This is a genomic window from Algoriphagus alkaliphilus (genome assembly GCF_900103735.1).
GTDB classification, from domain to species: Bacteria; Bacteroidota; Bacteroidia; order Cytophagales; family Cyclobacteriaceae; genus Algoriphagus; species Algoriphagus alkaliphilus.
Window position 1 is genome coordinate 32,853 of sequence record NZ_FMXE01000037.1, and the last position, 11,585, is coordinate 44,437.

13 protein-coding genes are annotated in these 11,585 nt (G+C 42.2%); 7 read left to right on the plus strand and 6 right to left on the minus strand.

Going from position 1 to position 11,585, the window contains the following annotated elements; genetic code table 11:
- Positions 1–204: 204 nt before the first annotated feature.
- Genes BLQ81_RS18995 through BLQ81_RS19015 form a run of 5 tightly spaced genes read left to right on the plus strand, consistent with a single transcriptional unit; the run spans position 205 to position 7,323 of the window.
- Positions 205–3,663: a PAS domain-containing sensor histidine kinase gene (locus tag BLQ81_RS18995; protein WP_092733676.1), complete on the plus strand. Its 3,459-nt coding sequence runs from the start codon at positions 205–207 to the stop codon at positions 3,661–3,663.
- Positions 3,664–3,712: 49 nt separating this feature from the next.
- Complete coding sequence (locus BLQ81_RS19000) at positions 3,713–4,888, plus strand: hybrid sensor histidine kinase/response regulator (RefSeq protein WP_092733679.1); 1,176 nt, start codon at positions 3,713–3,715, stop codon at positions 4,886–4,888.
- Between the two features lie 3 nt (positions 4,889–4,891).
- Positions 4,892–5,524: an ATP-binding cassette domain-containing protein gene (locus BLQ81_RS19005; protein WP_092733682.1), complete on the plus strand. Its 633-nt coding sequence runs from the start codon at positions 4,892–4,894 to the stop codon at positions 5,522–5,524.
- Entirely contained in the window at positions 5,521–6,858 is a 1,338-nt protein-coding gene (locus tag BLQ81_RS19010; RefSeq protein ID WP_092733685.1) for an FtsX-like permease family protein, read from the plus strand. Before BLQ81_RS19005 ends, BLQ81_RS19010 begins: the two co-directional genes overlap by 4 nt.
- Positions 6,859–6,885: 27 nt before the next feature.
- Positions 6,886–7,323, plus strand: a complete 438-nt coding sequence (locus BLQ81_RS19015; protein ID WP_092733688.1) for a hypothetical protein — start codon at positions 6,886–6,888, stop codon at positions 7,321–7,323.
- 37 nt (positions 7,324–7,360) lie between these two features.
- Here BLQ81_RS19015 and BLQ81_RS19020 read toward each other — a convergent pair whose 3' ends face one another.
- Entirely contained in the window at positions 7,361–8,182 is an 822-nt protein-coding gene (locus BLQ81_RS19020) for an aminotransferase class IV (RefSeq protein ID WP_092733692.1), read from the minus strand.
- 125 nt (positions 8,183–8,307) lie between these two features.
- On the opposite strand from BLQ81_RS19020, the gene BLQ81_RS19025 reads away from it, so the two are divergent.
- On the plus strand, positions 8,308–8,733 hold the full coding sequence (locus tag BLQ81_RS19025) for a hypothetical protein (protein WP_092733695.1): 426 nt from the start codon (positions 8,308–8,310) through the stop codon (positions 8,731–8,733).
- Here the strand turns inward: BLQ81_RS19025 and BLQ81_RS19030 are convergent.
- From BLQ81_RS19030 to BLQ81_RS19040, 3 genes are read right to left on the minus strand one after another with little or no spacing between them, the layout of a single operon-like run.
- Positions 8,727–9,176: a c-type cytochrome gene (locus BLQ81_RS19030; protein WP_092733698.1), complete on the minus strand. Its 450-nt coding sequence runs from the start codon at positions 9,174–9,176 to the stop codon at positions 8,727–8,729. The two genes, BLQ81_RS19025 and BLQ81_RS19030, sit on opposite strands and share 7 nt — an antisense overlap.
- Positions 9,173–9,802: an SCO family protein gene (locus tag BLQ81_RS19035; protein ID WP_092733701.1), complete on the minus strand. Its 630-nt coding sequence runs from the start codon at positions 9,800–9,802 to the stop codon at positions 9,173–9,175. The genes BLQ81_RS19030 and BLQ81_RS19035 overlap by 4 nt, the downstream gene beginning before the upstream one ends.
- The gene (locus BLQ81_RS19040; protein WP_092733704.1) at positions 9,799–10,341 is read right to left on the minus strand and encodes a CopD family protein; all 543 of its coding nucleotides are present in this window, start codon (positions 10,339–10,341) and stop codon (positions 9,799–9,801) included. Before BLQ81_RS19040 ends, BLQ81_RS19035 begins: the two co-directional genes overlap by 4 nt.
- A 54-nt stretch (positions 10,342–10,395) precedes the next feature.
- On the opposite strand from BLQ81_RS19040, the gene BLQ81_RS19045 reads away from it, so the two are divergent.
- Entirely contained in the window at positions 10,396–10,800 is a 405-nt protein-coding gene (locus BLQ81_RS19045; protein WP_092733707.1) for a hypothetical protein, read from the plus strand.
- Here BLQ81_RS19045 and BLQ81_RS19050 read toward each other — a convergent pair.
- On the minus strand, positions 10,790–11,065 hold the full coding sequence (locus tag BLQ81_RS19050; RefSeq protein ID WP_092733710.1) for an aminopeptidase P N-terminal domain-containing protein: 276 nt from the start codon (positions 11,063–11,065) through the stop codon (positions 10,790–10,792). The two genes, BLQ81_RS19045 and BLQ81_RS19050, sit on opposite strands and share 11 nt — an antisense overlap.
- A 271-nt stretch (positions 11,066–11,336) precedes the next feature.
- Positions 11,337–11,537: a hypothetical protein gene (locus BLQ81_RS19055; protein WP_092728614.1), complete on the minus strand. Its 201-nt coding sequence runs from the start codon at positions 11,535–11,537 to the stop codon at positions 11,337–11,339.
- Positions 11,538–11,585 lie beyond the last annotated feature (48 nt).

The window sequence follows — 11,585 nt, forward strand, 5'->3', positions numbered from 1 at the left end:
TTTGTTTTTTAAATGCCATATGGAATGCCCAAAATAATTACTCCCCTGTGTGAGAATCTTTTCTCATGGGCATTTCATGTGTTTATAATTTGTACTTTAATGGCCACATGCCCGCCTGTCGACGGACAGGGAATCTTCGCATGACAGATAATCATTCCTCTGTGTGACACCGCAGAGTCATGCTTGATTTCCTATTTTCGTTTCATGCTTTTGCGCCATCTGCCAGCCGTACTTTTGACTGTAAGTCTTTTCCTAGTCCAAGGGTTTCTTGCTGCGCAAAATTTCAAATTCAACACACAGCCCCGGGGAGTCAGGCTCAATGTCCAGAATGTTCTACAGGTCGAACAGGATACGCTTGGGCGGATGTGGTTTTCGACTGGTCGGGGAGTGGTTTATTCCGATGGAATCGAGACTTACGAATTGCCGGATACGCTTATCAGGAGGTTTGTCTATAAAATTGGGCTGTTGAAGGACGAGGATGGAATTTTATGGATTTACAATGCTAGTGGGTTTCCAACAGTGTTGGAAAGGAAACATGATGCATGGTCGGAATTCCAATTTTCCGATAGTCTAAAATCTTATTTTTCTTCCAAAATCCATCTTTTCAGCATTGGAAAAAGCACTGAAAAATTATTTTTCCTCGAAACCGGGAGAGATTTGGTGGCCTGGAAGAACGGAGAGCGAATCGAAAGGAAAATAAGTAGAGACATCTCTGCTACCGGACACTTATTAGCTGTGTCTGAAGTGGCAGATAAGATTATACTGATTTTTAAAAATGGAACATTTGAGCTTAAGAGCGGTGAATTATTCCCATACCAGTTTCGAGGGGTTCCTCTTCCATCCTCTCCGGTTTTGATCAAGAAATCTCCAAGCGGAACGTATTATTTTTTGGGTAAAGATTATTTGGCAAGTGGACCCGCTGCTGAATTTCCAACTGAAATAATTGATCAGGACTTTTCAACCATCAATTTCGTTGAGGAGGACTATTTTTCATTGGTTTTTTCGGGAGAAAACGTTTTCTACCACTATAATTCCCATCTCAAAAAGTATAATCATACAGGAAAAAGGTCGGTTTTGATTGATTTGTCCAGTCTTTTTCGAGCGGTCTATATTCAAACTGCTTTTATCGACAGGGAAGGCTTACTTTGGGTAGGAACAAGTCGGGGTATTGGAGTAAATAATTCTCAGGTTTTTCAAAACTATGGAATTGACATGGATGTCTTCCTTGCAGAGGAGTTTACGGCAAGTATAGAAAGTAGTCCGGGAGAATTTCTATTTGGCTTCAACAATGGAATCCAAAAGATGAGCAGGTTCGATGTGGAGACACTTTATCAGGGGAAAGATGGCCCGCAGACTCCCAATGAAAGAATTATAAATTTCTCGAAAGACAAAAATGGAGTGATTTGGGTATCGGCCAATTTCAAAGGTTTGGGTAAAATTGTGCCGAATTATAAGCGAGTGAGTTTTTTACCAATACCTGAGGGACTTAATGTTTCGTCTGTACAGGCCGTCGGAGATAGTTTGTTGATCACATCTCCCAAGCGTGTTTTTATTTCCTCTATTTCCGCTCCTAATTCTGGATTTTTTGAAAAAGAACTGACTTCGGAGATTTTGAAATTGCTTGGGGATGTAGCGCCGCATTTTCGAAAATCAGGAAAGCTTTCTAACGGGAAATTGGTGGTCCTCCGAGCCAGTAGATTAGAAAATCAGTACCCGATAATCGAAACCCCACGCTATTTCCTAGCCGAAGGATATGATTTTCTGGAAATGGAAGATGGAAGCATTCTCTTGGGAACCGAATTCGGTCTGAAAATCTATAGAGAGGGATATGTGGGTTTTTTTATTTATGCGGGGAGTTCGATCACCAGGCCTATTTACACCCTGATGAAAGATAAGACTGGTAAAATTTGGGCAGGGACTGACAATGGAGTCGTTGTTATTGGAGAGGATAAGATCATCCAGTACGATGAATCCAATGGGCTAATAGGAAATGAAGTCAACAGGGGCGCACTGATTGAGGCGGCTTCGGGAAGAGTTTTGATCGGCACGATGAAAGGACTTTCAATTTATTTTCCTGAAGAAAAATTTTTTGCCTATGGGGCACCTAAAGCATTTGTGAAATCCATGAAACTTGGAAATAGGGAGATTTTAAACTCAGAAGAATTTAAAGTGCCTTATGACCAAAACTCCCTTGAGGTAGAATTTTTCGCGCCGGGATTCAATGAATCCAAGGAGCTTTGGGTTCATCATCGACTGATAAGAGGTGATGAACAGACACCCTGGGAAATTGTGAAAGACCCCCGGTCCAATCAACTGTTCTTCTCCAATCTCCCTTCGGGCAGCTACAGACTGGAGTTTAAAACCTCCTACAATGGACTTGAGTTTTCCGATACCTTCAGGTCTAAAGAATTTGAGATTTTAAGTCCATTTTACCTTCGGCCCTGGTTTATAGTATTTGCTGTGTTGTTTTTGGTAGCCTTGGGAATTCTGATTAACACATTTTTCAAACAGCTCCAGAATCTCGGGATACTTCAATCGGCTGTAGAAAGGGAAAACAAAAGCAAAGTCATCGCCGAGCAACAGTTTAAAAATGTGTGGAACAGCTCTCAGGATGGGATGATACTCACCTTTGAGAATGAACGAATCCTGACAGTAAATCCGGCTTTTGCAAGAATGATGGGCACTGAAATCAAAAAATTGGAAAACCAACCCCTAGCTGTTCTTTTCAATTCCAAAACTTCACTGAATTTTTATTTGGACACCCTTCTCAATCGTGCAAGAAATTCTCCCGGGCAAGGCATTTCTGTTGAAGCGCAGCTAGATTGGAAGCCAGGACCTTTGGAGATGGAGGTGTTTTCTGTAATGTTGGATCAGGATAAAGAAGGGAAAAGTCTGGTGCTTTCGGTTTTCAAAGATATCTCTGCTCAAAAGAATGTTCAAAACAAACTTAAGGAGGCAAAGGAAAAGGCCGAACAAGCCAATCGGTTTAAGTCAAGTCTGCTGTCCAATATCAGCCACGAGATCAGAACACCACTTAATGGGATCATAGGGGGGGCGGAGCATATCATCATGACCAAAAAAGAAGATTTGCAGTTGGTTTCCCAACTGGATATCATCTTACAAAGCGGCGAAAGATTACTGGGGACAATTAACTCGCTGTTGGACTTGGCCAAAATGGAGGCAAACAAATTCCCGATTGAATATGCAGAAACTGATGTGAAAAACTTTGTTGAAACTGTGATGAGACCCCTCCAGGCAGCTGCAGATCGAAAAGGACTCCACTTTGCTTTTAGATTCCTTTCTCCCGCTTTTCATGCAAAAATTGACCGGCGATTTATGGAGATGATCTTGAATAATATTGTCAGTAATTCAATCAAATACACCGAAAAAGGGCTGATCACAGTGGAATGCGAGAAGAAGGACAAACAACTTATTTTGGAAGTCACCGATACAGGAGTTGGGATGTCAGAAAATTTCCAGAGTAAAATGTTTGATCCTTTTGAGCAGGAAAGTAAAGGTCATGATCGCCTTTTTGAGGGCACCGGCCTTGGCTTGAGTATCACAAAAAATCTGGTGCAGTTACTCGACGGAAAGATTGATATTCAAAGCATAAAAAACTCAGGAACCAGAGTCATCGTCGAAATCCCATTGCCCGAAGCGTAATTTTTGTAATTTCAAAAACCCAATACCACCTTTTATTCCAGAGTCCACCATGTTTACATTGAAAATTCTCATAGTTGAAGACGATTCAGTTTCGGCACTTCTACTGCAGCGAGCTTTAGAGAAAAATTCTCACGAAATCATCGGAATTGCCGATACCGGAGAAAAGGCCCTTGAAATTTTGGAGGAAAGTTTGGCCGATATCGTGATGATGGATATCAATCTGGCAGGAGAGCTCGATGGCATAAAAACGACCGAAATTATCAATGAAAAATATGATATTCCGGTAGTGTACCTCAGTGCAAGCTCCGATGCGGAAACGCTCAACAAGGTAGTCGGTACCAACCCAAGTGCCTATGTGATCAAGCCATTTAATATTCGGGAATTGAACATGGTGATTGAACTGGCCATCTTCAAAGACCGAAAGGAAAAAGAGCTTCAAAATCTTAACAATGAACTTGAAGAAAAAGTAAAGCAGCGAACCTTCGAACTCTATGAGGCCAATAAGGAACTTACCAGAGCTCTTGAGAAAGAGCGGGAGATCAATGAGCTGAAATCCAGAATTGTCCTTAATGTGTCGCACGGATTTAAAACACCGCTAACCTCGATTCTCAGTTCTGCACAGCTATTGCAGATTTATGCTGAAAAAGATCATCCTTTTAAGCAAAAAATCACAAAGCACGCATTTAAGATCGAGCATTCGGTCAGAGCATTAAATAACCTTTTGACCAGTGTACTCTTCTTTGGAAAAGCCGATGAAAACAAATTGGAGTTTAAACCAAAAAAGATTTTTTCAGGTGCTTTTGTAAAGGAGCTTTTGGACACGGTCAAAGCAGGGATCGATAATGACGTGAAAATCAAATCAGATATCGGGGAAATGCCAAAAACCATCACCTCTGATCCGGAATTACTTTATCAGGTTTTTGAAAATCTCCTATCCAATGCTGTGAAGTATTCCAAAGATGGTAAGGAGGTCGAATTTAAGATTGCATACAGCGAGAACAAACTTCAGGCGATCGTTTCGGATAAGGGGATTGGAATTCCCGAGTCAGAGCAAGGTAAACTTTTTGAACGCTTTTTCCGTGCCGGTAATGTGGGGATTATAGAAGGTTCTGGACTGGGTCTTTCGATAGTGAAAAAATGTCTGGACGTCTTGCAGGGAGAGATTACTTTTGAAAGTGAAGTAAACAAAGGAACCACTTTCCAGATCAAAATACCCGTGAAATAAAGTATGTTATTGAAAGCGAATTCCCTACAGTATGCCCATCCGGGCCAAGATTTAATTTCATTTCCTGAAATCAGGGTGGATTCAGGAGAAGCACTCCTGGTCCTCGGAAAATCCGGAAGTGGGAAGACCACGCTTCTCAACCTGTTAGCCGGACTTCTAAATCCCAAGAGCGGAGAAGTGATCCTTGATGGAGTAAAACTTTCAGCACTCTCAGGTCAAAAGCTGGATTTGTTTCGTGGAAAAAACATTGGCATTGTCTTTCAAAAGCCACATTTGATTGCTGCCTTAAATGTCCGTCAGAATCTTGAATTGGCGCATTTTTTCAGTAAAAAAAAGGGGCAGGATATTATCCAATTACTTACCGAGTTGGGAATAGGTGACAAGGCAAACACTTCTGTTTTGACCTTGAGTGAAGGAGAGGCGCAGCGTGTATCCATTGCCAGGGCTTTGGTTACCAATCCAAAGTTGATTTTGGCTGATGAACCTACCTCCAGTCTCGATGATGAAAATACCGAGAAAGTCATCCGGCTGCTGAAATCACAAGCTCAGAAAATCGGAGCGGCACTCATTATCGTTACACATGATCAGCGGGTGAAAAATCATATTCCTCATTTTATCGAAGTCTTAGCCTCATGAATCTATTTAAGATCAGCTGGAAATATCTGACGTTTCGGCCGCTTTCTACAGGATTGAATGTCTTTCTCCTTGCCTTGGGCTTGGCGATCATTACGGTGTTGCTGTTGATTCAGGACCAGTTTGAGAAAAAGATGAATCAGGATGCGGCAGGAATCGATTTGGTAGTTGGTGCAAAAGGGAGTCCGCTGCAGCTGATTCTTTCCTCAGTATACCATATCGATTTTCCCACGGGAAATATCAAAATGGAAGAAGCACAGCGACTCTCCCGAAATCGGCTGGTGAAAAAAATCATTCCACTGGCGCTGGGGGATAATTTTCAGGGATTCAGAATCGTGGGAACCAATCACGATTATCTCGAACTCTATGGTGTTGATTTTGCCGAAGGAAAGCCTTGGGAAGTGCCTTTTGAAGTAGTGATCGGTTCTGAAATTGCTGCAAAATTAAACTTGAAAATCGGGGATGAATTCACCTCAAGCCATGGGATCAGTGAAGGAAGTCATGACCACGATGAACATAATTTCGTGGTTTCAGGAATCCTTGCGCCGCGAGGAAATGTGGTGGACCGTTTGATTTTGACCAGTATTGAATCGGTTTGGTACACTCATGATGAAGAGCCTGCAGCTGTTGAACCGGAAAGCAGCGCATTGGCAGAAGCAAGTGATAAAGAAGCGCACGAAGACCGGGATCATGACTCTGAAGGGCATGATACCACCGAAAATCATGATTCAGATGAACATGCAAAATTTCATGCGGAGGTATCCAAAACCGGCTTTCCCATTTCTGATCAGGATCGGGAAGTGACCACACTGTTGCTTCAATACCGTAACCCCATCGCGGCAGTTCAATTGCCGCGAATGATAAATTCCGGAACTTCCATGCAAGCAGCATCTCCTTCATTTGAAATGTCGAGGTTATTTGAATTATTGGGTGTGGGCATCAGTCTTCTGCAAGGTTTGGCGGTAGTGTTGATAGTGATCGCTGGGCTTGGGATTTTTATTGCCTTATATAATTCGCTGAAAGAGCGGAAGTATGACTTGGCAATTCTGAGAGCGATTGGGGCCTCGCGAGCGCAATTGCTTGCTTTGATTTTTTTGGAAGGATTGATGCTGACTTTCCTGGGCGCAGTTTTGGGCATTGCTTTGGGCCATTCATTCCTTTGGTTGCTGGTCAGCCAAAGTGATCAAAATGTGGTTGCTGCACTTCAGCCATGGATTTTCTTAAAACAAGAACTTTGGATCATGGCTTATGCGTTAGGAGTAGGTGTGCTGGCATCCATCATTCCTGCTTGGTCAGCTTATCAAACAAGCATTGCAAAGCAGCTTACAAAGGCGTAATTAGCAGAAATAATAGAAAATTGAATTATGAAAAAGTCGAGTTTTATTCTGGCGGCAGTCCTGTTTTTCAGTTTCGTGTCCGCAGGGGCTTATGCTCAGGGGGTTTGGAAGAGTCTAGCTGCTGTTACTTACAAAATCAGCGAAGATAAATTCGGTGAATTGTATGTTCCGGTTTTCTCGGACGAAATCAAGAAACTGGAAGGAAAAGAAGTGGAGGCAGATGGTTATATTATTCCTTTTGAAGGGATGTTTAAGCCAGAGCATATTATCCTTTCGAGTCTTCCTTTGGCGGAGTGTTTTTTCTGCGGTTCAGGAGGCCCTGAGACAGTCATGGAAGTGATGATGGCCAGTCCGATCAAATATACATCCAAGCGGGTCAAAGTGCGTGGTAAGCTTACCTTAAACGCAAGTGATCCCGAAAAGCTGATGTATATCCTCAAGGATGCCAGATTGATAATGGAATAAAAAGTAAAAGCTCCCAAGAGGAGCTTTTTTTTTTGGTTTAGGCCACTGTTTCCCTTTCCAATTTTCTGAATTTTTCCAAAATATCCAGCGTTACCGGACCCGGTCTCCCGGAGCCTATTTTTCGCTCATCCAGCTGTGTCACAGGAAGTAGAATTTTTGTCGTGCTGCTGATAAATGCCTCGTCCGCTTCCCAAACTTCTTCGAGGGATATTGGTCTGATTACCACATTTTTTGCAATTCCCAGAATTTGTTTTCTTGTGATTCCCAAGAGGATGTGCTGGTCCGGCGTGTGGAGTACCCCATTTTTCACGATGAAGAAATTACTTCTTGAGCTTTCACTTACCCAGCCGTTCCAGTGGTAAAGTACGTCCTCGGCACCAAGCCTCTTCCAATTGACGCTATGCCATACCGGAAGCGTATAATTGGTAGTTTTGATATCGGCAATTGCCCTCACATATTCCAGGCTGAGTAATTTTATTCCATTTTGATACTTTTCCTCAGAAGGCAGCGAAAGTGATTCTGCAAAGATAAAGAGCTTGCCTTCGGCGGGGGAAAAATGATTTTCCGAAACTCCTCCGCTCAAAACCATCCGCAAACCCCCATTTGTCAGATCATTTTTTTCGATCAAAACCGAAATGATTTCTCGTAGCTGCTCACGACTGTAGGGCAAAGGAAGGAAGGTTTTTTCGGCAGAAGTAATAAATCTGTCCAGATAATGCTCCAGGAAAAGTGGGGATTGATTGACCGTGCGGAAGAAATCAAATATTCCATACCCACGTATTAATCCCAAATCCATCGGATGGATTGTGGCAGATTCGGTCGGGATGATTTTCCCGTCAGCAAAGCAAAATGGTTTCATCTTCAGTTCTATTAATGCTTAAAATTAACATCAAAAATACTAATTATGTTAAGATCTCATTTTGAGCCATATCTTTAATTATTACAAGATTAAATTGTACCTTGGAACATCAAAAGATCATTTTAATGAAATTAGCACGTATTTGTTTGGTTTTTAGTCTGGTAGCCGTAGTGCAGTCCTGCGGACCCAACCAAAAAGAATTGAATGCTGTCAGAAGATCTGAGGTCATCGCAGTCCATGATGAGGTAATGCCAAAGATGGGGCAGCTCAAATCCTTCGAGAAAAAAGCATTGCAAAAAGCCGGAGAATGGGCGGCAATGGATCCGGTAGATCCCGAAAAGGTTCAGCAAATGAAAGATTTGGCCGTCGAGTTGGATCATGCCTACGAGGAGATGTTTGTTTGGATGCGGCAATATGAAACTGAAGATGGAGCGCGTACACCGGAGGAGGTGAAGTTCTATCTGGAAGCTCAGATGAAATCTGTGAGTGAAGTCAACCGACTGATGAAGGCTGCGCTTACCAAAGCCGACTCACTTTTACAGGATCAATAGTTTTCAGGGGCGTTTTTCAAATATTTTTCCACATCTGAGGAAACAATCACGCCTTCGTTCATTCCCCAGATATTATACAAGTAGGTGCTTATCTGCGCAATTTCCAAAGGTTTTAGATTTGGGTTTGCAGGCATTGCCTGATTGTATTTTTCACCATTTACCATGATTTCACCTTTTTGACCATGGCGGATGATCCAGACTGTTCGGTGTACACTCGCTTTGAAATAGTCAGCATCCCGAAGAGGTGGAATTAGTTTCCCAAGACCTTTTCCATCGGCTTGATGGCAGTTCCCGCAGTAGTTTTCATAGAGTTTTTTGCCGGGAATAGCGAATTTCATTACTTCCGGATCACTGATTTGAGCCAAAGTATTGGTCTCGTCACTCGATTTGGGGGCACATGAAAAAGCCAGGAAAATGATTGCAAGGCCTGCAAGTTTTTTCATTGCTTGAGCAATTTTGGAATGTCAGAGATCAGTTGGTCTACCTGATCTGATTTGGTTCCGTCATACACGCCCCGAATCCGACCTTTTCCATCAATCAAAAGGAAGGCTCCGCTGTGAAGGAATCCTCCAGGTTCCTGCTGATCTGCCATTGCTGTCGTGAGGTAGCTGGTTTGACCGATTTCGTAGATCCTTTCCTGTTCTCCTGTCAGGAAATTCCAGGTAGAAGCATCTTCTACACCCAGCTTCTCGGCATAATCTTTCAAAACTGCTTGTGTGTCGTGTGTCGGGTCAATGGAATGGCTGAGAATCATAAAGTTCGGTTGATCCTTATATTTCTCATACACTCTGAGCATCTCCTTTTTCATAATCGGGCAAATCGTAGGGCAGGAGGTGAAAAAGAAATCTGCGACATAGATTTTATCTTCAACATCCTCATTGGAGATGGTATCGCCCATTTGGTTGACAAAAGCAAAGTCCGCAATTCTATGATAAACGGTGTCCTGATTATCATCCGCGTAGCGCTCACCCAGGATCGGAAGCTCAGCCGAGGCAGTTTTCTCGGAAGCCGGCTGACAGGAAAATCCTAAAATCACAAGTAATCCCAGCAGTATATAGGTTCTGTTCATTTTTCTTTTTTGAGTCTATATTTTTTGTAGAGCCGTATTCCTAGCATGAGCGTCAGGGACAATCCTATCAAACCCAAAATGCCCCAAACCATGCTAATTGTGCTCTTAAGGACGATCAGGAATACTATGGCAAAAAGCAAAATTGTAGAAGCTTCGTTCCAAATGCGGAGTTGGGTAGATGTCCATCTTGCTTTCCCGCTTTGAAGTTCCCTGAACAGCACATGACAAAAAGCATGGTAGATGTATAACAAAACCACAAAGCCCAATTTGGCATGCATGAATCCCAGCTCCATGTAGTCCCATCGATACATCAAAACCCAAGTTCCAAATATCAGTGTCAAAACAGCAGAGGGCCAAGTAATGATATACCAAAGCCTGCTTGACATCAGGTCAAGCTGGGGTTTTAGGATGTTTCGTTCCAGTTCAGGTTTTTGAAGGGCCTCAGTTTGGTAGATAAATAAGCGGACGATATAGAAAAGCCCTGCAAACCAAGTGACTACGAAAATGATATGAAGCGCCTTGACGTACTCGAAAGTCATTGTCAGAATTTTGGGCTAAATTAAGGTCTAAACCCCGTAAACCCGCCAAAGTTTTTGAAAAGGAATAAACTGATTTTCTATTTGATCGGAGCAGTGGTACTGATTATCCTGTTTCAGATCGTAAGTTCCAGCCTCTCACAGCCTGGATTGCAACAATTCGAAGGAAAATATGAAGAAATCGGATTCTATCGAAATGAAAATAATACCGGGCCAGTACTCCGGATTTACGCAATTCGGGTTTTGGATTCAGATTTAGTCTGGATGAAGGATTTTGCCGACGCTCAGCCCCATACAAAATATGGCAAAACCCTGGTTTTCTTTTTCTCAGATCAGCTCAATGAAAAAGTCAAACTTTCCCCACAGGAGCCTTACTTTTCTGAGGATTTTCGGGAATTTCTTGTGGCAGCGTACGAAAAGACACCCATGGGCGAAAGCCGCTTTCAAGTTATCAATCCATGAAATCGAGCCTGCCTGCGGCCATAGCCGTCAGATTGTCCCCGAAAATGATCTCCACATCCCGTTCAATGTCGATCACTGCAGCGAGTCCAGGCATATTCAAACCAAAGAAATAAAGGAAGGTACTGTCCTGCCTGAACGGATACCAGTTGTCTTTGAAGTTGACGCTGCTTTCTTCATTTCCAAGAAAAAGAAGCAGGCCTGAGCCCATTTTCTTCTTCAGTTGGTTCCTTCTTTCGATGTAAGTTTCCTTGGGAAAAGTGTTCATAATCAATTTTTTATAATTTTTTTCTCCATAATATTCTGTTTTAAAATCCCTTTAAACCAAGGAAATCGTTTTTAAAACCCATATCACCCCTTGCGGGGTTTTATTGCATGCATTCTCAAACTATTCTATAATAATTCCAGCCATTCTGGCTTTTAAATCCCGAAGGGATGAAAGGATTATAGATTTAGTGGTGTTTATCAGAAAGGATAACCCCAGAGGGCATTGGCGTTAACTTAAGGCTTATACCCCTATTAGAGAGATAGTTCCTCTCTTATTTTTTAGCCTTCTTCTTCAGAAATGATTCTTTTTTAATTACCCTTTTCAAAACAAAGGTATTCCTGTCCTCTATCTCCCATTCCAATTCTTCTGCTTTTTCTATATCACAAGACTCTGCCAGAGCCGCAGGAAAATTGATATAATAGGAACTGGTTTTTCCTCTTTCAACTCTTTGAATTTTAACTTTATAGCCCATATTTTTTATGATTTTATAATAGTATATTTACTGTTATAAATGTAAAAC

Excerpts from the sequence above, each read along its gene's own strand:
- BLQ81_RS18995 (WP_092733676.1), top strand. The coding sequence starts at position 205 with ATGCTTTTGCGCCATCTGCCAGCCGTACTTTTGACTGTAAGTCTTTTC.
- BLQ81_RS19030 (WP_092733698.1), bottom strand. The coding sequence starts at position 9,176 with ATGAAAAAACTTGCAGGCCTTGCAATCATTTTCCTGGCTTTTTCATGT.
- BLQ81_RS19020 (WP_092733692.1), bottom strand. The coding sequence starts at position 8,182 with ATGAAACCATTTTGCTTTGCTGACGGGAAAATCATCCCGACCGAATCT.
- BLQ81_RS19015 (WP_092733688.1), top strand. The coding sequence starts at position 6,886 with ATGAAAAAGTCGAGTTTTATTCTGGCGGCAGTCCTGTTTTTCAGTTTC.
- BLQ81_RS19000 (WP_092733679.1), top strand. The coding sequence starts at position 3,713 with ATGTTTACATTGAAAATTCTCATAGTTGAAGACGATTCAGTTTCGGCA.
- BLQ81_RS19010 (WP_092733685.1), top strand. The coding sequence starts at position 5,521 with ATGAATCTATTTAAGATCAGCTGGAAATATCTGACGTTTCGGCCGCTT.
- BLQ81_RS19025 (WP_092733695.1), top strand. The coding sequence starts at position 8,308 with ATGAAATTAGCACGTATTTGTTTGGTTTTTAGTCTGGTAGCCGTAGTG.
- BLQ81_RS19050 (WP_092733710.1), bottom strand. The coding sequence starts at position 11,065 with ATGAACACTTTTCCCAAGGAAACTTACATCGAAAGAAGGAACCAACTG.
- BLQ81_RS19005 (WP_092733682.1), top strand. The coding sequence starts at position 4,892 with ATGTTATTGAAAGCGAATTCCCTACAGTATGCCCATCCGGGCCAAGAT.
- BLQ81_RS19040 (WP_092733704.1), bottom strand. The coding sequence starts at position 10,341 with ATGACTTTCGAGTACGTCAAGGCGCTTCATATCATTTTCGTAGTCACT.
- BLQ81_RS19055 (WP_092728614.1), bottom strand. The coding sequence starts at position 11,537 with ATGGGCTATAAAGTTAAAATTCAAAGAGTTGAAAGAGGAAAAACCAGT.
- BLQ81_RS19035 (WP_092733701.1), bottom strand. The coding sequence starts at position 9,802 with ATGAACAGAACCTATATACTGCTGGGATTACTTGTGATTTTAGGATTT.